19 protein-coding genes are annotated in these 20,907 nt (G+C 68.4%); 8 read left to right on the forward strand and 11 right to left on the reverse strand.

Features of this window, described 5'->3' with window-relative positions:
* The first annotated feature begins 74 nt into the window (after window positions 1-74).
* Both BMZ25_RS01685 and trpD read left to right on the forward strand, forming a co-directional pair.
* Window positions 75-656 carry an anthranilate synthase component II gene (locus BMZ25_RS01685; RefSeq protein ID WP_092687412.1) on the forward strand — a complete coding sequence of 194 codons (582 nt, stop codon included), beginning with the start codon at window positions 75-77 and terminating at the stop codon, window positions 654-656.
* Window positions 653-1,687, forward strand: coding sequence for an anthranilate phosphoribosyltransferase (trpD, locus tag BMZ25_RS01690; RefSeq protein ID WP_092687415.1), 1,035 nt, complete (start codon window positions 653-655; stop codon window positions 1,685-1,687). Before BMZ25_RS01685 ends, trpD begins: the two co-directional genes overlap by 4 nt.
* An 83-nt stretch (window positions 1,688-1,770) precedes the next feature.
* Here the strand turns inward: trpD and BMZ25_RS01695 are convergent, their stop codons facing one another.
* The gene (locus tag BMZ25_RS01695; RefSeq protein WP_092687418.1) at window positions 1,771-3,255 is read right to left on the reverse strand and encodes an NAD(P)H-hydrate dehydratase; all 1,485 of its coding nucleotides are present in this window, start codon (window positions 3,253-3,255) and stop codon (window positions 1,771-1,773) included.
* A 168-nt stretch (window positions 3,256-3,423) separates the two neighbouring features.
* Here BMZ25_RS01695 and BMZ25_RS01700 point away from each other — a divergent pair, with 168 nt between their 5' ends.
* From BMZ25_RS01700 to BMZ25_RS01710, 3 genes are all read left to right on the forward strand, one after another.
* Entirely contained in the window at window positions 3,424-3,762 is a 339-nt protein-coding gene (locus tag BMZ25_RS01700; RefSeq protein ID WP_092687420.1) for a P-II family nitrogen regulator, read from the forward strand.
* Between the two features lie 73 nt (window positions 3,763-3,835).
* Window positions 3,836-5,242, forward strand: coding sequence for a type I glutamate--ammonia ligase (glnA, locus tag BMZ25_RS01705; protein ID WP_092687423.1), 1,407 nt, complete (start codon window positions 3,836-3,838; stop codon window positions 5,240-5,242).
* A 257-nt stretch (window positions 5,243-5,499) separates the two neighbouring features.
* Complete coding sequence (locus BMZ25_RS01710; protein WP_092687426.1) at window positions 5,500-6,174, forward strand: hypothetical protein; 675 nt, start codon at window positions 5,500-5,502, stop codon at window positions 6,172-6,174.
* A gap of 7 nt (window positions 6,175-6,181) precedes the next feature.
* Here BMZ25_RS01710 and BMZ25_RS01715 read toward each other — a convergent pair whose 3' ends face one another.
* A complete protein-coding gene (locus BMZ25_RS01715; protein ID WP_092687429.1) occupies window positions 6,182-8,008 on the reverse strand; it encodes a cation:proton antiporter in 1,827 nt (608 codons plus the stop codon).
* Window positions 8,009-8,135: 127 nt separating this feature from the next.
* Here BMZ25_RS01715 and BMZ25_RS01720 point away from each other — a divergent pair, with 127 nt between their 5' ends.
* Both BMZ25_RS01720 and BMZ25_RS01725 read left to right on the forward strand, forming a co-directional pair.
* Window positions 8,136-9,701 (forward strand): alpha-amylase family glycosyl hydrolase, encoded by a 1,566-nt coding sequence (locus tag BMZ25_RS01720; RefSeq protein WP_092687432.1) that lies wholly within the window; start codon window positions 8,136-8,138, stop codon window positions 9,699-9,701.
* 115 nt (window positions 9,702-9,816) lie between these two features.
* Entirely contained in the window at window positions 9,817-10,722 is a 906-nt protein-coding gene (locus BMZ25_RS01725) for a lysophospholipid acyltransferase family protein (RefSeq protein ID WP_092687435.1), read from the forward strand.
* On the opposite strand, the gene BMZ25_RS01730 is transcribed toward BMZ25_RS01725, so the two are convergent.
* Window positions 10,686-11,393, reverse strand: coding sequence for a DUF1223 domain-containing protein (locus BMZ25_RS01730; protein WP_092687438.1), 708 nt, complete (start codon window positions 11,391-11,393; stop codon window positions 10,686-10,688). The genes BMZ25_RS01725 and BMZ25_RS01730 overlap by 37 nt on opposite strands.
* 235 nt (window positions 11,394-11,628) lie before the next feature.
* Between BMZ25_RS01730 and acnA the strand changes: the two genes are divergently transcribed.
* Window positions 11,629-14,427, forward strand: coding sequence for an aconitate hydratase AcnA (acnA, locus tag BMZ25_RS01735; protein WP_092687441.1), 2,799 nt, complete (start codon window positions 11,629-11,631; stop codon window positions 14,425-14,427).
* A gap of 485 nt (window positions 14,428-14,912) precedes the next feature.
* Here acnA and BMZ25_RS01740 read toward each other — a convergent pair whose 3' ends face one another.
* The 8 genes from BMZ25_RS01740 to secD all read right to left on the reverse strand — a co-directional run bounded on the left by BMZ25_RS01740 (window position 14,913) and on the right by secD (window position 20,901).
* A complete protein-coding gene (locus BMZ25_RS01740; RefSeq protein WP_092687444.1) occupies window positions 14,913-15,440 on the reverse strand; it encodes a DsbE family thiol:disulfide interchange protein in 528 nt (175 codons plus the stop codon).
* On the reverse strand, window positions 15,433-15,585 hold the full coding sequence (gene ccmD / locus BMZ25_RS01745) for a heme exporter protein CcmD (protein ID WP_092687446.1): 153 nt from the start codon (window positions 15,583-15,585) through the stop codon (window positions 15,433-15,435). The genes BMZ25_RS01740 and ccmD overlap by 8 nt, the downstream gene beginning before the upstream one ends.
* Window positions 15,582-16,310 (reverse strand): heme ABC transporter permease, encoded by a 729-nt coding sequence (locus tag BMZ25_RS01750; protein WP_092687449.1) that lies wholly within the window; start codon window positions 16,308-16,310, stop codon window positions 15,582-15,584. Before BMZ25_RS01750 ends, ccmD begins: the two co-directional genes overlap by 4 nt.
* Before the next feature lie 219 nt (window positions 16,311-16,529).
* A complete protein-coding gene (ccmB, locus tag BMZ25_RS01755; protein WP_092687452.1) occupies window positions 16,530-17,186 on the reverse strand; it encodes a heme exporter protein CcmB in 657 nt (218 codons plus the stop codon).
* The gene (gene ccmA, locus BMZ25_RS01760; protein WP_092687455.1) at window positions 17,183-17,806 is read right to left on the reverse strand and encodes a heme ABC exporter ATP-binding protein CcmA; all 624 of its coding nucleotides are present in this window, start codon (window positions 17,804-17,806) and stop codon (window positions 17,183-17,185) included. Before ccmA ends, ccmB begins: the two co-directional genes overlap by 4 nt.
* A gap of 2 nt (window positions 17,807-17,808) precedes the next feature.
* On the reverse strand, window positions 17,809-18,162 hold the full coding sequence (locus BMZ25_RS01765; RefSeq protein ID WP_092687458.1) for an Mth938-like domain-containing protein: 354 nt from the start codon (window positions 18,160-18,162) through the stop codon (window positions 17,809-17,811).
* Window positions 18,163-18,264: 102 nt separating this feature from the next.
* Window positions 18,265-19,236 (reverse strand): protein translocase subunit SecF, encoded by a 972-nt coding sequence (secF, locus tag BMZ25_RS01770; RefSeq protein ID WP_092687461.1) that lies wholly within the window; start codon window positions 19,234-19,236, stop codon window positions 18,265-18,267.
* A gap of 3 nt (window positions 19,237-19,239) precedes the next feature.
* Window positions 19,240-20,901: a protein translocase subunit SecD gene (secD, locus tag BMZ25_RS01775; RefSeq protein WP_092687464.1), complete on the reverse strand. Its 1,662-nt coding sequence runs from the start codon at window positions 20,899-20,901 to the stop codon at window positions 19,240-19,242.
* Window positions 20,902-20,907: the final 6 nt, after the last annotated feature.

Here is a 20,907-nt window from a genome sequence, read left to right on the forward strand (position 1 = left end):
CGCTCCGCGGCGCCTCGCGCCATGTATACCGCGACCGCATCGCGCGTTCACCCCCCATCGCGCAAGAGGACCCCATGCTGCTGCTCATCGATAACTACGACAGCTTCACCTACAACCTCGTGCAGTACCTCGGCGATCTCGGGGCCGAGGTGGCCGTGCGCCGCAACGATGCGCTCAGCGTGACCGAAGCGATGGATCTGCGGCCTACGGCGATCGTGCTGTCGCCCGGCCCCTGCGACCCCGACCGCGCGGGCATCTGCCTCGACCTCACCCTTGCGGCGGCCAAGGCCGGCACGCCGCTTCTCGGCGTCTGCCTCGGCCACCAGACGATCGGACAGGCCTTCGGGGGCCGTGTCGTGCGCGCGGGCGAGATCGTCCACGGCAAGACGGCCGACATGCATCACCGCGGCCAGGGCGTCTTCGCCGGCCTGCCCAGCCCACTACGCGCCACGCGCTACCATTCGCTGATCGTCGAGCGTGCCAGCCTTCCCGACACGCTCTCGATCACGGCCGAGCTCGCCGACGGCACGATCATGGGCCTCGCGCACCGCACACTGCCGATCGAGGGCGTGCAGTTCCACCCCGAGAGCATCGCCTCGGAACACGGCCACAAGATGCTCAAGACCTTCCTCGACCGTCTGGCGGTCCCGGCATGAGCGACGGCACGATCAAGGCCCTCATCGCCAGCGCGGTCGACCGCCCCCTGACCCGCGACGAGGCCGAGGCGGCCTTCACCATCCTGTTCGAGGGCGGCGCGACCCCCAGCCAGATCGGCGGCCTGCTGATGACCCTGCGCACCCGTGGGGAATCGGTGTCGGAATACGCCGCCGCCGCGGCCGTGATGCGGGCCAAGTGCCGAAAGGTGCGCGCGCCGTCGGGCGCGATCGACATCGTCGGCACCGGCGGCGACGGCAAGGGCACGCTCAACATATCGACTGCCGCCGCCTTCGTGGTCGCCGGCGCCGGCGTGCCCGTGGCCAAGCACGGCAACCGCAACCTCAGCTCGAAATCCGGCGCGGCCGATGCCCTGGGACAGATGGGGGTCGAGGTGATGGTCGGCCCCGAGATCGTCGAAGAGGCCCTGGCCGAGGTCGGCATCGGCTTCATGATGGCGCCGATGCATCATCCCGCCATGGCCCATGTGGGCCCGACCCGGATCGAGCTCGGAACCCGCACGATCTTCAACATCCTCGGCCCGCTCACCAACCCCGCCGGCGTGACGCGTCAGCTCACCGGGGCCTTCTCCGCCGACGTGATCCGCCCGATGGCCGAGACCCTGGCCGAGCTCGGCTCCGAGGCCGCCTGGATCGTCCATGGTGGCGACGGGACCGACGAGATCGCGATTTCCGAACCCACCGCCGTGGCGGCGCTCGACCACGGCACGGTCACCATGCACGAGATCGCGCCCGAGGATGCGGGCCTGCCCCGTCACCGGTTCGAGGACATCCTGGGCGGCACCGCCGAAGAGAACGGCCGCGCCTTCCGCGCCCTGCTCGACGGCGCCGCCGATCCGGGCCGCGCGGCGGCCTACCGCGATGCCGTCCTCCTCAACGCCGCCGCGGCCCTTGTGGTGGCGGGCCGCGCCGCCGACCTCCGGGACGGCGCCGAACAGGCCCGCGACAGCCTCGACAGCGGCCGCGCCCGTGCCAAGGTCGAAGGCCTCGCCCGCATCACCGCCCCGCACTGAGGCCCCCCACCTTCTTCTGTCCCAGAATATCCCGGGGGTGTGGGGGCAGCGCCCCCACGAACCGGTCAGCCAAGGCCTCAGGGTCAGCTCCCGAGCCCGCCAAGCACCGCCGGCAGCACCTCCGGCAGGTCCTCGGCGATCAGCCCCGGACCGACTCGCCGCGCCGCCTCGACATGCAGCCACGCCGCCGTCGCCGCCGCCCGCCCGGGCGCGAGACCGCGCGCCAGGAGCCCGGCGATCAGGCCGGTCAGCACATCGCCCGTCCCGGCGGTCGCCAGCCAGGGCGCCGCGCGACCGTAGCGGCCCGCGTGGACCCGGACCGTGCCGTCCGGCGCCGCGATGACCGTGTCCGGCCCTTTCAGCAGCACCACGCAGCCGGCGCGGGCCGCCGCTTCGGTGGCGGCGTCGATGCGCGACATGGCGGGCCCGCTTTCGGGCGTGGCCGCCAGGCGACCGGCGATGTCGGGGAAGAGGCGCGCGAACTCGCCGCCATGGGGCGTCAGGACACAGCCGGGATGCAGGTCGCCGAACAGGGTCTCGGGATCGTCGGCAAAGACCGACAGCGCGTCGGCATCCAGCACCGTGGGCCGCCGCGCCTTCAGCACCGCCCCCACGAGCGCCCGCGTGGCGTCGCCCGTTCCGAGCCCCGGGCCAAGCCCCACGGCGCTGAGGCGCGGGTCGTCCGACAGCATCTCCGACAGCGCCTCGGCGTCGGCCACGGGACGCAGCATGATCGCGTTGAGCTGCGCGGCGTTCTCGATCACCGCCGCCGGCGGGCAGCCCAGCGTGACCAGCCCCGCGCCGACCCGCAGCGCCGCGCGCGCGGCCATGCGCGCCGCGCCCCCGCGTCCCACGCCGCCCGACAGCATCAGGGCATGGCCGTGGGCATACTTGTGGCCGTCCGTCTTGCCCAGGCCCTCGGGCGGACCCACCAGGGAGGGGCCGCCCGGATCGTCGGCCATGCCCAGGCCGATGTCCACGGTCACGACCCGGCCGCACCACTCAGGCCCCTCGGCGAGGTATTGCCCCGCCTTCGGCGCGTGGAAGGTAAGCGTCAGGTCCGCGGCCAGCCCGTCGCCGATGATCCGTCCGCTGTCCGAGCACAGCCCCGACGGCATGTCGATCGCCACCCGCAGCGGCAGCGCCCCCGGCGGCGGCCGCAGCGCGTCGGGACAGGCGAAGGGGCGCGACAGGCCGGTGCCGAAGAGCGCGTCGACGACGAGGTCCGGCGGCGTGCTTCCCGCCTCCCGCGCGATGGGGCCGATGGCCCTCCAGCGGTCGCGGTTCGTGCCCGCATCTCCGCCGCTCTTGTCCGGGTCGGCCAGCGTCACGACCTCGACGCTCCAGCCGCGGGCATGCAGATGCCGCGCCACGACGAACCCGTCGCCGCCGTTGTTGCCCGGCCCGCACAGCACCAGCGCGTGTCCCGGCGCCGGCCGGGCCGCGACGATCTGTTCGACGGCGCCGCGCCCCGCGCGCTCCATCAGGTCCAGGCCGGTCACTTCGCCCCGTTCCATCGCGGCGGTCTCGATCCGGCGCATCCGCGCCGCGGTCATCAACTCAGCCATTGCGGCCACCTTCACAAACTGCGTACATTTTCAGCAACATGACTAAATGAGCGCCAGCCCATAAAATTCCCAGCCATGCCTGTTTCTCAGGCAGGCCCCGGTGCATTGAGAGCCCGGCGCGGACATGGTCTGTCGCAGGAACACGTCGTAGCCAAGGAGTCGGCCCGCATGAAGAAGATCGAGGCGATCATCAAGCCGTTCAAGCTCGACGAGGTCAAGGAAGCGCTGCAAGAGATCGGCGTCCAGGGCCTCAGCGTGCTCGAAGTGAAAGGGTTCGGCCGCCAGAAGGGCCACACGGAACTCTATCGCGGGGCCGAATACGTCGTCGACTTCCTGCCGAAGGTCAAAATCGAGGTCGTGCTCGGCGATGACCAGGTCGAGGGCGCGATCGAGGCGATCGTCGCGGCCGCCAAGACCGACAAGATCGGCGACGGGAAGATCTTCGTCTCGCCGGTCGAACAGGCGATCCGCATCCGCACCGGCGAGGCCGGCACCGAGGCGCTCTGACACCAGGGCGCGCGGCGCTGCCGGCCAGACGGACCAACACGCAACACCTTAACTCCAGGGGGAACAGGGACACATGAGCAAGTCCGATTTTCTCAAGACGATCAAGGACGAAGACGTCGAGTACGTCGACATCCGCTTCACCGACCCGCGCGGCAAGCTGCAGCACGTGACGGTGATGTCGCACGAAGTCGACGAGGATTTCCTCGACGAGGGCTTCATGTTCGACGGCTCCTCCATCCAGGGCTGGAAGTCGATCGACCAGTCCGACATGAAATTGCTGCCGGACACCGACTCGGCCTACATGGACCCGTTCTATGCCGAGAAGACGCTGGCCGTGCACTGCACCGTGGTCGAGCCCGACACCGGCGAGCGCTATGACCGCGACCCGCGTGGTACCGCGCGCAACGCCGAGGACTACCTGAAGTCCAGCGGCGTGGGCGACAACTCGTTCTTCGGCCCCGAGGCCGAGTTCTTCCTGTTCGACGACGTCCGCTACTCGGTCGAGATGAACAAGGTGTCCTACTACGTCGACGCGCAGGACGCGTCGTGGAACACCGACACCGAGTACGAGATGGGCAACATGGGCCACCGTCCGGGCGTCAAGGGCGGCTACTTCCCCGTGAACCCGATCGACGACGGGCAGGACATCCGCTCGGAGATGCTGTCGACGATGAAGCGGATCGGCATGAAGGTCGACAAGCACCACCACGAGGTCGCGAGCTGCCAGCACGAGCTGGGCATGATCTTCTCGTCGCTGGTCGACCAGGCCGACAACCTGCAGAAGTACAAGTACATCATCCACAACGTGGCGCACGCCTATGGCAAGTCGGCCACCTTCATGCCCAAGCCCGTCGCGGGCGACAACGGCACCGGCATGCACGTGAACATGTCGATCTGGAAGGACGGCAAGCCGCTCTTCGCCGGTGACAAGTACGCCGACCTGAGCGACGAGGCGCTGTTCTACATCGGCGGCATTCTCAAGCACGCCAAGGCGCTGAACGCCTTCACCAACCCGTCGACGAACTCGTACAAGCGCCTGATCCCGGGCTTCGAGGCGCCGGTGCTTCGCGCCTACTCGGCCCGCAACCGCTCGGGCTGCGTTCGTATTCCGTGGTCGGAAAGCCCGAAGGGCAAGCGCGTCGAGGCCCGCTTCCCCGACCCGTCGGCAAACCCCTACCTGTGCTTCGCGGCGCTTCTGATGGCCGGCATCGACGGCATCAAGAACAAGATCCATCCGGGCGAAGCGATGGACAAGGACCTCTACGACCTGCCGCCGGAAGAGCTGGCCGGCATCCCGACCGTCTGCTCCTCGCTGCGCGAGGCGATGGACGAGCTGGAGAAGGATCACGAGTTCCTGCTCGCCGGCGACGTGTTCACGAAGAGCCAGCTCGAGGGCTACATGGATCTCAAGTGGGAAGAGATCTACGCCTACGAGCACACCCCGCACCCGGTGGAATTCAAGCTCTACTACGGCTGCTGAGATCCGGGCGGCGGCCCCTCTGCCGCCCCCTCGGACACCAACGGCCCGCGGCATCGTCGCGGGCCGTTTTTTCTTGCTCAGAACCTTTTCGGCGAAAGTCCGCTGCCTGAAACCTGGGATCGAGTACGTTTACGCCCAATATCGCATGGGTTGTGACCTTTCGGCTAATACCACCCACGCAATTAACCTTTTCCTGCCCCATTGTTTACCAATTTGGGCGCGATCACGGTCCAAACGGCAAAAGGACCGGAACACCCATGTCTGGACGCTATGCAGAAACGACTGCCAGGATCGTCTACCCGGGCGAGGTCTCTCTGAACCTCGGCGCGCTGGCCGAACCACTCGTGGATCGGCTGCGTCAGAAAGGCTACGAGTTCGACGTCGTCGGCCAGGCCGCCGGGCACGAGCTTCTGTTCGTCAGCCGCAGCCTCATCGTCACGCTGTCGCGCCCCGAAGAGCACTCCGACACCGTCTGCGTCTCGTCGGAGACTCCGAGGGATGCCGAGGATCCGAGCGCGGCGACCAAGATGCGCTTCCGCGCCTGCGCGGCGGTGGTCCGTCATTTCGTCGCCAGCCAGGCCGCCAGCAAGATCGTCTGGTCCCATGCCGGCCGCGAATATGTGACCGAGACCGGCGGCGAGCGGATCGCGCCCTGCGGCGGCGCGCTGCAGGACAAGCAGGCCGACAACCGCGATAACGCGCCGGATCTGCCGGACGAGCAGAGCGTGCCGCTCAAGCTGGCCATCTACACGATGAACACCTCGCTCATGCTGGTCTCGCTGCCCGTGGGCGCGGGGATGCTGACCTACAACCTGCTCAAAGGCGGGTCGATCAACGCGACCGGCCGCGTGATGGCGCTGACGGGGCTGGCCATCGGGGCCAGCAACATCCCCTCGATGCCCGAGATGGCGTTCCTCGGCTCGCTGCTCTGAACGGCGCTCAGCCCGCCTCGGCGCGGGCGGCCTCGCGCGGCGGGGCGACCGAGACGATACGTCGGCCGGGAATGTCGCGCGGCGCGTCGGCGTCGCCGATGAAGTGGATCTCGGTATCGCGTCCGATCCAGGCCAGCATCAGCGCGTCGGGATTGTCCCGGCGCCAGCGCTTGAGCCCGTATTCCTCGGTCAGCCCGGTGATCCTCACCTCCCAGCCGTTCCAGACCTTTCGGTTCAGATTGTTGTAGGTGGCGCCCGCGCCGAAACGCCGGCCGCCCAGCGACGCGGGCAGCGCGTGGCGCGTGGTGTCCGATTTCTCACGCGCGACCTGGTAGACGTTTTCGCGGCCGAACTCCGGGGCGAGGTCGGTGGCGACGAGCGTGTTGTAGGCGTCGTTGTCGGTCGCCGCGACGACGATCTTGTAGGCCGCGGTCTCGACCCGGTACTCGGCCGCTTCCGACAGGATGTCGCCGTAAAAGGTCGGCACGCCGATCTTGCGCGCGGCGGTCAGGTGTCCCCGGTTCGGATCGGCGATCAGCACCGGGATCTCGGCCTCTTTCAGCGCCTCGGCCAGCTCGGTCGAGAATTGCGAGCCGCCGACGATCAGCACGCCCGGCGTCTCGGCCCCCGTGAGGCCCAGAAGCCGCGCGAAGGGAGCCAGCGTGAAGCCGTGCACCACCACGCTCGCCGCGACCAGCACGAAGGCGAGCGGACCGATCAGCGCGCCGTCACCGACGCCCAGCCCGAACAGGCGGTCCCCGAACAGGCCAGCGACCGCCACCAGCACGACGCCCCGCGGGCCGGTCAGCGCGACCAGCAGCTTTTCCTTGAAGGGCAGCGATGTGGACATGAGCGACAGGAACACCGTCACCGGCCGGACGATCAGCACGACCAGCGCCACGAACACCGCCGCCCGCCAGTCGAGCTGCGCCAGCGTCGAGAAATCCAGCGACGCCGCGAGGAGGATGAACACCCCCGACACGAGCAGGACCGTCGCCTGCTCCTTGAAGCGGCGGATTTCGTCGTAGGACGGCAGGTCGGCATTGGCCATCACGATGCCGATGATCGTCACCGCCAGCAGCCCGCTTTCGTGCAGAACCGTGTCCGAGATGGCAAAGACCGCCAGCAGGACCGCGAATAGCACCGGCACCTTCATGAACTCGGGCACCTTGTTGCGCCGGAACGCCCAGGCCAGGCCGAACCCCGCCGCCAGGCCGAACAGCACCGCCAGCCCGATCCCCATGGCAAGTTCCCAGATCACAGTGCCCGGCGTCTCGGCCGTGCGCACGACCAGCACCACCTCGAAGGCCAGCACCGCCGCGAGCGCGCCAATGGGATCGTTGACGATCGCCTCCCACTGGAGCAGCTGCGCCGGCCGCCGCGCCAGCCGCGACGTGCGAAGCATCGGCGCGATCACCGTCGGGCCGGTGACGATCATGATGCCGCCGAACACCGCCGAGCTTTCCCAGCTCAGCCCCGCGCCCCAGCGCAGCGCAAGCGCCGACAGCAGCCACCCCAACGGTGCCCCGATGAAGACCAGCCGCTTCACGCCTTCGGCGGCGTCCCGCAGCGAGCGGAAGTTCAGCGTAAGCCCGCCCTCGAACAGGATCACCGCCACCGCGACCGAGATGATCGGCCCCGTCAGTGGACCGATATCGCGCTCGGGGTCGAAGAGGCCCAGCACCGGGCCGGCGATCACGCCCGCGGCCAGCATCAGCACGATGGCCGGCAGCCGGAGCCGCCACGCCAGCCACTGCGACCCGACCCCGAGCGCGCCGACGATCGCGAAGGCCATGACCGGGCTCATGGCGGCGGCAACATCGGTCACGGCCATCTTTCTCGTCCTTATCTTTGCAGGTGCAGCATCGCCAATCCGCGACGGGGCCACAAGTTCCGGCATGCATCTTGCAGCATGGGCCGGGCTTCGCTAGCGCTCGAACGGTGCGATGGCGAGGGAACCGATGACTCAGACCCAGACACCCTGGTGGCAGGACGGCATCATCTACCAGATCTACCCGCGCTCCTTCCAGGACAGCGGCGGCAACGGCGTGGGCGACCTGCGCGGGATCGGGCAGCGGCTCGATCATCTCGCGGGGCTTGGCGTCGACGCGATCTGGATTTCTCCGATCTATCCGTCTCCGATGCTCGACGGTGGCTACGACATCTCGGACTACCGGGGGATCGACCCGACCTTCGGCACGCTGAAGGATTTCGACCGGCTCGTCGCCGACGCCCATGCCCGCGGTCTGCGCGTGCTTCTCGACTTCGTGCCCAGCCACACCTCGGACCAGCATCCGTGGTTCCGCGCCAGCCGGGCCTCGCGCAGCGATCCCAGGCGCGACTGGTACATCTGGCGCGATCCCGCCCCAGACGGCGGCCCGCCGAACAACTGGATCAGCGAGTTCGGCGGCCCCGCCTGGACCTGGGACGAGCCTACGGGCCAGTACTATCTCAACATCTATCTCTACGCGCAGCCCGCGCTGAACTGGCGCAATCCCGAGGTGCGGGCCGAGATGTACGACACGATGCGATTCTGGTTCGACCGCGGCGTCGACGGCTTCCGCGTGGACGCGGCCGAGCATCTGACCCCGGACGACCAGCTTCGCGACAACCTGCCAAACCCCGACTGGCGGGTCGAGGAAGGCCCCGCCCGGTCGCTCTTCCGCACCTATTCATCGCACCAGCCCGAGGGATTCGAGATCGTGCGCGAGATGCGGCAGGTGGCCGACGAATATCCCGGTCGCGTCCTCGTGGGAGAGGCCTATGGCACACTCGACGAGGTGATGCTGTATTACGGCGAGACCGGCGACGGCTTTCACCTGCCCTTCAACTTCGAGCTGATCACCGCGCCGTGGGATCCGCTACACATCGCGGACTTCGCCGATACCTACGAAGGTGCCCTGCCCGCCGGCGCATGGCCCAACTGGGTGCTCGGCAACCACGACCGCGACAGGGTGGCCAGCCGCACCGGCCCGGCGCAAGCGCGTGTGGCGGCGATGCTGCTGCTCACCCTGCGCGGCACGCCGACCATCTACCAGGGCGATGAGCTGGGCATGGTCAACGAGACCGTCCCGCCCGAGATGGTCCAGGACCCTTGGGAAAAGAACAATCCCGGCTACGGCCTTGGCCGCGATCCGGTGCGCATCCCGATCCCGTGGACTGACGGCCCGGGCCGCGGCTTCACCGAAGGCACGCCCTGGCTGCCGCTCTCGTCGGTGGACAGCGCCGCCGCGCAGGAGGACGATCCCGGGTCGATGCTCACGCTCTACCGCGCCCTCATCGACCTTCGGCAGACCGAACCGGCGCTGTCCCGCGGCCGCTATCGCAGGCTGCACGCGGACGAGAGCTTGTTCGCCTATACCCGCACCCATGGCGGTCGTACGCTTCACGTCGTGCTGAACTTCACCGCCAAGGCCCGGCCCCTGCCCGCGCGCGGCACGCCGCTGCTGTCCACGCGGCCCGAGCGGGCACTGTCCGACGCGCCGGCCGAGCTGCTGCCGAACGAGGGGCTGATCCTCGCCGCCTGACACCGCGCGGGGAAGCCGGGCGCTGTTGTGATCGCGCAAGGCGGGCTCTATGTCTGGCGGCGCGAAACGCGCGGCCCGCCCCGGAGCCCGCGCGCCCCAGACCACGAGCAAGCGCATGGCCAAGACCACATCCCCGAGACGCCAGGCCCTGGAGGACCGCGTCGTGCGCGCCGTCCTGTGGGTCGCCGCGCGGCTGCCCTATCGCTGGCGGGTGCCCGTCCTCGGCTGGCTGACCTCGCGTGTCGCGGCGCCGCTGCTGGGCTGGAACAAGCGGGTGCGCGAAAACCTCGCCTACGTCCTGCCCGACCTGCCCGAGGCCGAGATCGTGCGCATCGTCCGCGCCGTTCCCGACAACGCGGGGCGTTCCCTGGCCGAGCTCTATTCCGGGGCCGAGTTCCTCGAACGTGTCGGCCCCACGCCCCTGCGCGGTCCCGGCGTCGAAACGCTCGAGGCCGGGCTGCGCGCGCGGACGCCAATGGTGCTCGTCACCGGGCATTTCGGCAATTACGACGCCTTCCGCGCCGTGATGAAGCATCGCGGCGAACCGCTCGGCGCGCTGTACCGCCCGATGCGGAACGCGGCTCTGAACGACCGCTACGTGCAGGCCATGGCCCAGCTGTCCAGCGTGCACGCCGCCGACCGCAAGGGCATTGTCGCGATCATGCGTCACCTCAAGAACGGCGAGCCCGTGGCCGTCGTCAGCGACATTTACGCCGAGGGCGGCCTGCCGGTGACGTTCTTCGGCAAGACCGCCCCCACCGCGGGGTCGATCGCGGAATGGGCGGTGAAGTTCGACGCGCCGATGATCCCGATCTTCTCGATCCGGCAGGACGACGGGCTGAGCTTCGACATCGTAGTCGAAGAGCCGATCCCGCACGGCACCGTCGAAGAGATGATGCAGACCTACAACGACCGGGTCGAGGCGCAGGCCCGCGCCCATCCGGGCCAGTGGTTCTGGATCCACCGGCGCTGGAAACCGCACCGTCAGCGGGCGCGCGCCGCCGCCACGACCGGACCGTAATCGGGTTTCTGCAGGATGACCGCGGCGGGCTCGTCGCCCGACGCCTGGGCTGTCATCGCCAGCGTGCCCGCCCCGTCCCAGCGGCCGACCTCGCGCCAGCCGGTCACGACATTCGTGTAGGTGATCGTCTTGCCCGCGTTCTCGCCGCGCTTGATCGACACCTCGCGCTCTGGGACGAAGGTGACAAGCTGCACGATGACATCGCCGACCGAATCACCGCGCGGCGTCGCCTCGATCTGCAGCACACCGCCATCGTGGCTGACGGTCAGGACGACCGGCTGCTGGGCGTCGTGATGCGCCTCGATCAGCTCGGCCAGCTCCATCGGGCGGTAGCCGACGACGTGATCCTGCCCGCCCACGACCATCTGCGGCGTGTAGACGGTGCTGCCGCCCGCGGCGTGGGCATATCCCTTCTGACGCTTGGTATAGGCGGGATCGGCGAAGTCGTCCTTCCAGCCGATATAGTCCCAGTAATCGACGTGCAGCGCCAGCGGTAGCACGTCGCTCCGGCCCTTCAGCTCGGTCAGCAGCGCGTCCGCCGGCGGGCACGACGCGCAGCCCTGAGAGGTGTAGAGTTCCACCAGGACCGGCTGCCCATCGGTGTCGTGCGCCTGCACCTGCGGAGCCATCGCAAGGCAGAGGGTTATGCCGGCGGCGGGAATGGCGCGCATTGTCATGGTCCTCGTCTTGACGCTGGCCTTCGTTGCCTACTTGATCCGATAGGCCATAGACCAATCAAGGATTAGCGAGAACCCGTGTCCCCACGTCGGCGTTGTTACAAGGAATGGCCTCGCCAAGCCCGGTGCACAATGGTATACAACGCGCGACCCCAGCCCGGACGATCCGCCGAAAGGCATCCCGCCCGGCGGCGGCCAGTTAAGCAAGCCAGGTAAAGGAGCCACGCCCATGCCTATCACGGTCGGCCAAGACAGTGCCAAGACGCGCAAGACCTTACAGGTCGGCGACCAGAGTTTCGCCTACTACTCGATTCCCGCCGCCGAGCAGGCCGGGCTCGGCACGTTCTCCAAGCTGCCGATGTCGCTGAAGGTCGTGCTCGAGAACATGCTGCGCTTCGAGGACGGCGAAACCGTCACGACGGACGACATCAAGGCGTTCTCGGACTGGGCCGCCAACAACGGCAAGACCGATCGCGAGATTGCCTATCGTCCCGCCCGCGTGCTGATGCAGGACTTCACCGGCGTTCCCGCCGTGGTGGACCTCGCCGCGATGCGCGACGGCATCGTCGAGCTGGGCGGCGACCCGCAGAAGATCAACCCGCTGAACCCGGTCGACCTGGTCATCGACCACAGTGTGATGATCGACGAGTTCGGCAACCCCCGCGCCTTCCAGATGAACGTCGAGCGCGAGTACGAGCGCAACATCGAGCGTTACACCTTCCTCAAGTGGGGCCAGAAGGCGTTCGACAACTTCCGCGTCGTGCCGCCGGGCACCGGCATCTGCCACCAGGTGAACCTGGAGTATCTCGGCCGCTCGGTCTGGCAGGACACCGACCAGAACGGCGACAACGTGGCCTATCCCGACACGCTGGTCGGCACCGACAGCCACACCACCATGATCAACGGCCTGGGCGTGCTGGGCTGGGGCGTCGGCGGGATCGAGGCGGAGGCCGCGATGCTGGGCCAGCCGATCTCGATGCTGATCCCCGAGGTCGTGGGCTTCAAGCTGACCGGCGCGCTGCCCGAGGGCACGACGGCCACCGACCTCGTCCTGCGCGTCTGCGAGATGCTGCGCGAGAAGGGCGTCGTCGGCAAGTTCGTCGAGTTCTACGGCGACGGGCTCGATAACGTGAATCTCGCCGACCGCGCGACGATCGGCAACATGAGCCCCGAGTTCGGCGCCACCTGCGCCTTCTTCCCGATCGATTCCGAGACGCTGCGCTATCTAGACACGACCGGCCGCGACCGGGGCACGATCGAGCTGGTCGAGGAATACGCCAAGGCCAACGGCCTGTGGCGCGAGCCGGGCAACGAGCCGGTCTTCAGCGACACGCTCGAACTCGACATGTCCACCGTCGTTCCCGCGATCTCGGGCCCCAAGCGCCCGCAGGACCACATCGCCCTCGACAAGGCCGCGCCGACCTTCCACGAATACATCGAAGGACAGCGCGACGGCGCCTCGGGCGACGGCGACAACGGCGAGAAGATCCGCTGGGAGGCCGAGGGCGGCCAGCCCACCCCGCGCGAGATCCCCGGCGATTCGGGCAAGCACAAGCGCGGCTTCGTCAAGATGAAGGACATCGACGACGAAGACGTCGAGTTCCAGCTGCATGACGGCTCGATCGTTATCGCCTCGATCACCTCGTGCACCAACACCTCGAACCCCTACGTGATGATCGGCGCCGGCCTCGTCGCCCGCAAGGCGCGCGAGCTCGGCCTCGACCGTCAGCCCTGGGTGAAGACCTCGCTCGCACCCGGCAGCCAGGTCGTCTCGGCCTATCTCGAGGAAACCGGCCTGCAGGAGGATCTGGACGCGATCGGCTTCAACCTCGTGGGCTACGGCTGCACGACCTGCATCGGCAACTCCGGCCCGCTGGCGCCCGAGATCTCCGACTGCATCGCCGAGAACGACCTGATCGGCGTCTCGGTCCTGTCGGGCAACCGCAACTTCGAGGGCCGGATCTCTCCGGACGTGCGCGCCAACTACCTGGCCTCGCCGCCGCTCGTGGTGGCCTATGCCCTGGTCGGCGACATGAACGTCGACATCACCCGCGAACCGCTGGGCAAGGACAAGGACGGCAACGACGTCTTCCTCAAGGACCTCTGGCCCGCCCAGTCCGAGATCGCCGAACTGGTGGAAAAGACCGTCACCCGCGACAGCTTCCAGGAGAAGTACGCCGACGTCTTCAAGGGCGACGAGAAATGGCGCTCGGTCGAGACCACCGACAGCGAGACCTACGACTGGCCGGCCTCCTCGACCTACGTGCAGAACCCGCCCTACTTCCAGAACATGTCGAAGGAGCCGGGCACGATCACAAATGTCGAGGGCGCGCGCATCCTCGCGATCCTGGGCGACATGGTCACCACCGACCACATCTCGCCCGCGGGCTCGTTCAAGGAAACCTCGCCCGCCGGCCAGTACCTGGTCGAACGTCAGGTTTCCCCGCGTGAGTTCAACTCCTACGGCTCGCGCCGCGGCAACCACGAAGTGATGATGCGCGGCACCTTCGCCAACATCCGCATCAAGAACGAGATGCTGGACGGCGTCGAGGGTGGCTACACGCTCGATCCCGACGGCCACCAGGTGTCGATCTACGATGCCGCGATGGCGTGGCAGGACAAGGGCGTGCCGCTCGTGGTCATCGCGGGTGAGCAGTACGGCGCCGGCTCCAGCCGGGACTGGGCCGCGAAGGGCACCGCGCTGCTCGGCGTCCGCGCCGTGATCGCCGAAAGCTACGAGCGCATCCACCGTTCGAACCTCGTCGGCATGGGCGTCATCCCGTTCGAGTTCACCGGCGGCGACACGCGCAACTCGCTGGAACTCAAGGGCGACGAACAGGTCGAGATCCACGGTCTCGAAGGCGATCTGCGCCCCGGTGCGCTGGTGCCCTGCAGCATCACCTACGGCGACGGCTCGACCAAGGAGATCGAGATCAAGTGCCGGATCGATACGGGCGTCGAGAAAGCCTATGTCGAAAACGGCGGCGTGCTGCATTACGTGCTGCGCAATCTCGCCAAGTCGGCCTGACACAGGCAGCAACACCACCATCTCACGACACGGCCCGCCCCGGACACGCGGCGGGCCGTGCCACGTCTGGCGCCACGTTTCCGCCACATTTCCAGACACACCCAAAGATATCGTCCATCCGGCCGGACAGCCTTCTCGTGCCTCATCCAAAGCGCTGAGAGATTCGGATTTTTCCCAATAAACGCTGCTACTCCGGGCTGGCGCGGCGGCGCGCGAGCTACGGCATCCGGCTTAGATCAAGAGGCTATCGTGCGCGGTGTCGCAACAATCGGTATGGTGAGCCATCACCGTGCGACCGGGGTGCCGCAAACACTCTGTTTCCTCGCGGTGTGGCATGGGCCTGTTAAGACTGACCCTGTTCATTGGGGGACGATGACGATGCTGACCGAACTCTGCGCCTACCTGCGCAGACTGCCTTTCGCGGTCCCGTTTCTCGAAACCGGGATCCTGTTGTTCCTCGCCTACGCCGCGGCGGTGACCGGAACCTAGTCGCGCGCCTCGGCGATGGCGGGCCGGATGCGGCTGTCCATCACCCTGTCCGTGATCGGCCCGGCAAAGCGCAGCACCACCCGGCCTTCCCGGTCCAGAACATAGGTCTCCGGCACACCGTACAGTCCCCAGTCCAGCGCCGTCCGCCCGCTCGGATCTGCGCCCATGGCGACGAATGGATTGCCGAGTTCCTTCAGGAACGACACCGCGTTCTCCGGATCGTCCTTGTAGTTGATGCCATAGATCGGCACCCCCTCCCCGGCCAGCTGCTCGAGATTGGGGTGCTCGGCCCGGCACGGCGCGCACCAGCTGGCCCAGAAGTTCACCAGCTTGACGCCGCCCTCGCGCAGGTCCGCCGTCTCGAACGTCGACCCGTCCAAGGGCTCCAGCGCCACACCCGGCGCGATCTCTCCGGCGCGGGCCGACGGCAGCGCATCCGGATCCTCGCGCTGCATCCCCAGCCAGAAGGCCACGGCCAGGCCGGCGAACAGCATCGGCGGCAACAGCATCAGCGGCTTAACCATTGCGCCGCGCCTCCGCCTCGTCCAGCTGACGGCGCACGCGCCGTGCCCGCGCCACGCTCAGCCCGACAAGCCCCGCAAGCAGCACCAGGCTCCCGGCATAGGCCACCAGCACCTCTGCTGCATAACGTCCGAGTTCCACGCTCATGCCGCCCGCTCCCTGAGCCGCAGCGCGTGCAGACGCCTGAGCCGGATCTCGGTCCGCGTCCGCAACAGGACGAGGGCCACGAACAACAACACGAAACCGGCGATCGCCACCAGCAACGGGTAATAGAACACGTCCGCCACGTTCTCCTCCGCATCGAGCGACAGCGAGGCCCCCTGGTGCAGCCCCTGGTTCCAGAAATTCACCGCATACCGGCTCAGCACCGCGAAGACCGAACCGACGAGGCACAGCACCCCGGTCAGGTCGGCCGCGGTGTCCGGATCGTCGATTGCCGCCCACAGCGCCATGTAGCCCAGGTAGAAAAGGAACAGGATCAGGAACGAGGTCAGGCGCGGATCCCAGGCCCACCAGGTGCCCCACATGGGCTGCCCCCAGACCGCCCCGGTGAAAAGTGCGATCAGCGTCATCGTCACACCCACCGGCGCCGCCGCCTTCGCCGCCAGCGCGCTCACGTGGTGTCGCCGGATCAGCCAGACGAGCGAGGCCACCAGCATCATCAGCCAGGCGTTGATCGCCATCAGCGCCGCGGGAACGTGAAGATAGATGATCTTGACCGTCGATCCCTGCCGGTAATCCTCCGGCGTGAAGAAGAACCCCCAGACCAGCCCGACCAGAAGACACAGGGCCGCCGCCCCGCCGAGCACCGGCACGGCGCGGGCGGTGGTGGCCATGAAACGGGCCGGGTTTGCGTATTCCCAGAGCGACATCGCCCTCTCTCTATGCCGCCGCCGCGCCACGCTCAAGCGCTCCGACACGATCGCGCCTGCGGCGCGATGCCTCCGGCAGGGGTATTTTCCGGCAGAAGAAGTCGCGACGCGCGCCCAGCTTCTTCTGTCCCCAAATATCCCCGCCGGAGGCACGCGTCGGCCGGAGGCCGGCGCAGACATCGCGTGCCGCGCGCCAGCGCGGCTCCTTTGGGATGGCGCCTACCTGAGATTGACCCGCAGGGCGGCGGCGGCGGCGAAGGGGAGCAGCGCCAGCGTGCCGGCGGTGATGCCGCCCAGCATGGCGAGCGGGGTCGCCAGCGCCAGCCCCTCGGCGCCACGGCGCGAGACTTCGGCGCCGAAGATCAGCGTGGGCACATAGAGCGGCAGCACCAGGAGCGACAGCAGCAATCCCCCACGCCGCAGCCCCACCGTCAGCGCGGCGCCGAAGGCGCCGATCATGCTGAGCGCCGGCGTGCCCGCGGCAAGCGCGAGAAGCAGCCAGCCATACCCTTCCGCGGGCAAGTTCAGGAACACGCCCAGCACCGGTGCCGCCAGGGTCAGCGGCAATCCCGTGGTGAGCCAGTGCGCCGCCGCCTTGGCGGCCACGACGCCCTCCAGCGGCAGCGGCGCGGTCGCGAGCAAGTCGAGCGATCCGTCCTCCCAGTCGAGGGCGAAGATCCGGTCGAGCGACAACAGGCACGCCAACAGCGCGCCGAGCCAGAGGACGCCCGGCGCGATTCGTGCCAGCACCGCCGTCTCGGGGCCCACGGCGAAGGGCACGAGCACCACGACGATCAGGAAGAACGCAAGGCCCAGCCCGAAGCCACCCCCGGCCCGGACGGCCAGGGCCATGTCACGCAGGAGCAACCGGATCACAGGAAGGCCTCGTCGAAGCCGGACGGATCGGGCCGGTCCACCGCCCGGAAGGACGCGAGATCCAGGACACCCGCCTCGATCCCGAGGTCGATATGCGTGGCCATCAGCGCCGCGCCCCCCGCCGCGAGATGCGCCCGCACAACCGCGGCGAAGAGGGCCACGCTGGCCGCGTCCAGCGACACCGTGGGCTCGTCCAGCGCCCAGACGGGACGGCCCGTAACCAGCAGCCGCGCCAGGCCCAGCCGCCGCCGCTGGCCCGCGGACAGGGTCTGGGCGGGACGGTCGCGCAGCGCCGAGAGGTCGAACGCGGAAAGGGCATCGTCGATGCCCGAGGTGCCGAACACCCCCGCCCAGAATCGCAGGGTCTCGGCCACGGTCAGCGTCGGCTTCACGCCGTCCGCGTGACCGCCATAGGCCAGCGTCTCGGGCGCCATCCCGACTGTGCCGTCCAATGGTGCCTGAAGGCCCGCCAGCGTGCGCAACAGCGTCGTCTTGCCCGACCCGTTCGGCCCCCGCAGCACCAGCGCCTCGCCGGGCGAGAGGCTGAAGGACACGCCCTCGAGCACCGCGAGGCCGCCCCGCGCGCAGGCCAGGTCGCGCACCTCCAGAAGCGGCGCCATGCTCAGACCGGCAGCAGCGCCGCCGCGATCCGCCGGCCCTCGGACAGCAGCACGTTGTAGGTGCGGCAGGCCGGGCCGGTCGCCATCGCCTCGACCCCCAGGCCGGCCTCTTCCAGTTCGTCGCGGAGATCGCGGGGGATATGCGCGGTCTCGGCCCCGGTGCCGACGAACAGCACGTCGACGGTCGCGGCCACCGCGCGCAGGCCCTCGCGGTCGTCGTAGCCGCCCCAGCCCAGAGGGCCCTCGGGCCGGAGAAGCACCGCCCCCTCGATCACTTCGCCGCCGATCCGGAAGAAGCCCGGACCGTAGCCGTCGATCGGCCGCGAGTCGTCATAGGTCACTTCGTTGAGGCGCATCTCGCCCTCCTCTCGGCCATGGACGGGCGGCGCGGACCGTGCCGGCGCCGCCTCCTGTTGTCCGGAACGTAGGCGCGGCCGCGGCCGGAGCCAAGCCGGCCGTCAGCTCTCGACGTTTGCGAACTGGTTGCCGCCGGTCTTGTCGGGCTTGGACCAGTCGCGCTTGGTTCCCAGCAGCAGGACGATGTTCTTGGCGACATAGACCGAGGAATAGGTGCCGACGATGACGCCCCAGGTGATCGCGAAGACGAAGCCGCGGATCACGTCGCCGCCCAGCACCAGCAGCGCGATCAATGCGATCAGCGTCGTGCCGCTGGTCATCACGGTCCGCGCCAGCGTCTCATTCACCGACAGGTTCATCACGTCGCGCAGGGGCTTGGTCTTGTACTTGATCAGGTTCTCGCGGACGCGGTCGAAGATCACCACCGTGTCGTTGATCGAATAGCCCACGATCGTCAGCAGCGCCGCGATCGTCGCCAGGTCGAAGCGGATCTGCAGCAGGCTGAAGATGCCGATCGTCAGGATCACGTCATGGAACAGCGCGGCCACCGCGCCGACCGAGAACTGCCACTCGAAGCGCAGCCAGATATAGATCAGGATCGCCAGCAGCGACGCGCCCACGGCAAGGAAGGCGGTCTCGACCAGTTCGCCCGAGACCTTAGGCCCGACGCTTTCCACAGAGGTGAAGCTGACCGACGGGTCGACCTCCTGCAGGGCGGTCTCGATCTCGGACACGGTGTCGGCGGGGACGCTCTCCTGCCCCTCCTGCGCCTGGATGCGGATCATCGCGACGTTCTCGTCGGGACCGAACGAGGGATCGAAGACCTCGCTGATCGCCACGTCGCCCAGGCCCAGGGGCTGAAGCGCGTCGCGATATTCGCCGACATCCACCGCCTCGGTCGACTCGGTGCGGATCGTGGTGCCGCCCTGGAAGTCGATGCCGAAGTTCAGACCGACGGTCAGCCACAGCACCAGCGCGGCCAGCACGGCGACGATCGACCCGCCGAGCGTCGCCCGCGAATAGCGGAAGAAGTCGAAATTGGTGGTCTCGGGGACGAGTTTCAGGCGCTTCATGGCTCAGACCTCGATTGTCTTCGGGCGGGCGCGCTCGAACCAGGTGACGATCAGCAGCCGCGTGACGAAGATCGCCGTGAAGATCGAGGTGACGATGCCGAAGCCCAGCGTCACGGCAAAGCCGCGGACCGGGCCCGAGCCCATGGTGAACAGGATGACCGCGATGATCAGCGTGGTGATGTTGGCGTCGATGATCGCCGACAGCGCGCGCTCGTAGCCCAGCTCGATCGCCCGGCTCGGACCCCGCGCGGTCCGCATCTCTTCGCGGATTCGCTCGAACACCAGCACGTTGGCATCCACCGCCATGCCGATGGTCAGGACGATCCCGGCGATGCCCGGCAAGGTCAGCGTCGCGCCGATGGCGCTCAGCAGGCCGAACAGCAGACCGACGTTCAGCAGCAGCGCGATATTGGCGAAGATGCCGAACAGGCCATAGCTCGCCCCCATGAAGACCAGCACCGCGGCGAAGGCGACGATGCAGGCGATGCGGCCCGCCTCGATGCTGTCCTGGCCCAGCTCGGGGCCGACCGTCCGCTCTTCGAGAAAGCTCAGCTCGGCCGGCAGCGCGCCGGCGCGCAGCAGAACCGCCAGCTCGGTCGATTCCTCGACCGTGAAGTCGCCGGTGATGATGCCCGAACCGCCGGGAATGTGGTCCTGGATGACCGGGGCGCTGATGACCTCGTCGTCCAGCACGATGGCGAAGGGGCTGCCGATGTTCTCGGCGGTGTAGTCGCCGAAGGCGCGCGCCCCCTGCGGGTTGAAGCGAAAGTTCACCGCGGGCCGGCCGTTCTGGTCGAACGAGGGCTGCGCGTCGGTGAGGTTCTCGCCCGACACGACGGGCGAGCCGTCGACGATGTAGAACAGACCTTCCTGGTTCAGTGCCGGCAGGATGTCCTGTCCCGGCCCGACATTGGCCTCGGCATCCTGGGTGCGGCCCTCGACCGGGTGGAAGGTGAGCTGCGCGGTGGTGCCGATCAGGTCCTTCAGCTCGCCGGCAGACCCGATGCCCGGCACCTGGATCAGGATGCGGTCCTCGCCCTGGCGCTGGATGTTCGGCTCGCGCGTGCCGACCTCGTCGATCCGGCGGCGCACGATCTCGAGGCTCTGGCGCACGGTCCGGTCGTCGGTCGCGGCGCGTTCCGCCTCGCTCAGCTGCACGACGATCTCGTCATCCTGTCCGGCGACGGTGATGTCGTCCTGTACCGCGCCGGTGACCGAAGAGACCGGCTGCGCCAGGTCGCGGACGATCTGCAGCGCCTGCTGCATCCCCTCGGGGCGCGAGATGCGCACCCGCAGCACGCCCGGCTCGGTCTCGACGCGGCGGATCGTGCCGACCTCGTCACGGGCGTCGCGCAGCGCGTCGCGCACGCTGGGCCAGTAGGCATCCATGCGTTGTTCGTAGACGTCCTCGACCTGCACCTCGGCAAGCAGGTGCGCCCCGCCGCGCAGGTCGAGGCCGAGATTGACCAGCCCCGAGGGCAGCCAGTCGGGCCACTGCCCGGCCTCGGCGGCGCGTTCGGGGGTCGAGCCCTGCTGCACGATCGCCCGCTCGGCGTCGTTCGACGTCTCGACACGGCCGTAGAACAGGTTCGGCATCGCGTAGAGCAGACCCAGGACCACGAGGCCCCAGATCAGCACGCGCTTCCAGATGGGGATCTGCAGCATGTCCGG

The organism is Tranquillimonas rosea, assembly GCF_900111315.1.
Classification (GTDB): domain Bacteria; phylum Pseudomonadota; class Alphaproteobacteria; order Rhodobacterales; family Rhodobacteraceae; genus Tranquillimonas; species Tranquillimonas rosea.

Coding starts and splice junctions, on each gene's coding strand:
- glnA (WP_092687423.1), top strand. CDS start 3,836: ATGAGCAAGTCCGATTTTCTCAAGACGATCAAGGACGAAGACGTCGAG.
- acnA (WP_092687441.1), top strand. CDS start 11,629: ATGCCTATCACGGTCGGCCAAGACAGTGCCAAGACGCGCAAGACCTTA.
- BMZ25_RS01710 (WP_092687426.1), top strand. CDS start 5,500: ATGTCTGGACGCTATGCAGAAACGACTGCCAGGATCGTCTACCCGGGC.
- secD (WP_092687464.1), bottom strand. CDS start 20,901: ATGCTGCAGATCCCCATCTGGAAGCGCGTGCTGATCTGGGGCCTCGTG.
- BMZ25_RS01725 (WP_092687435.1), top strand. CDS start 9,817: ATGGCCAAGACCACATCCCCGAGACGCCAGGCCCTGGAGGACCGCGTC.
- secF (WP_092687461.1), bottom strand. CDS start 19,236: ATGAAGCGCCTGAAACTCGTCCCCGAGACCACCAATTTCGACTTCTTC.
- ccmD (WP_092687446.1), bottom strand. CDS start 15,585: ATGAGCGTGGAACTCGGACGTTATGCAGCAGAGGTGCTGGTGGCCTAT.
- BMZ25_RS01695 (WP_092687418.1), bottom strand. CDS start 3,255: ATGGCTGAGTTGATGACCGCGGCGCGGATGCGCCGGATCGAGACCGCC.
- ccmA (WP_092687455.1), bottom strand. CDS start 17,806: ATGGCGCCGCTTCTGGAGGTGCGCGACCTGGCCTGCGCGCGGGGCGGC.
- BMZ25_RS01765 (WP_092687458.1), bottom strand. CDS start 18,162: ATGCGCCTCAACGAAGTGACCTATGACGACTCGCGGCCGATCGACGGC.
- BMZ25_RS01720 (WP_092687432.1), top strand. CDS start 8,136: ATGACTCAGACCCAGACACCCTGGTGGCAGGACGGCATCATCTACCAG.
- BMZ25_RS01715 (WP_092687429.1), bottom strand. CDS start 8,008: ATGGCCGTGACCGATGTTGCCGCCGCCATGAGCCCGGTCATGGCCTTC.
- trpD (WP_092687415.1), top strand. CDS start 653: ATGAGCGACGGCACGATCAAGGCCCTCATCGCCAGCGCGGTCGACCGC.
- BMZ25_RS01700 (WP_092687420.1), top strand. CDS start 3,424: ATGAAGAAGATCGAGGCGATCATCAAGCCGTTCAAGCTCGACGAGGTC.
- BMZ25_RS01750 (WP_092687449.1), bottom strand. CDS start 16,310: ATGTCGCTCTGGGAATACGCAAACCCGGCCCGTTTCATGGCCACCACC.
- BMZ25_RS01730 (WP_092687438.1), bottom strand. CDS start 11,393: ATGCGCGCCATTCCCGCCGCCGGCATAACCCTCTGCCTTGCGATGGCT.
- BMZ25_RS01740 (WP_092687444.1), bottom strand. CDS start 15,440: ATGGTTAAGCCGCTGATGCTGTTGCCGCCGATGCTGTTCGCCGGCCTG.
- BMZ25_RS01685 (WP_092687412.1), top strand. CDS start 75: ATGCTGCTGCTCATCGATAACTACGACAGCTTCACCTACAACCTCGTG.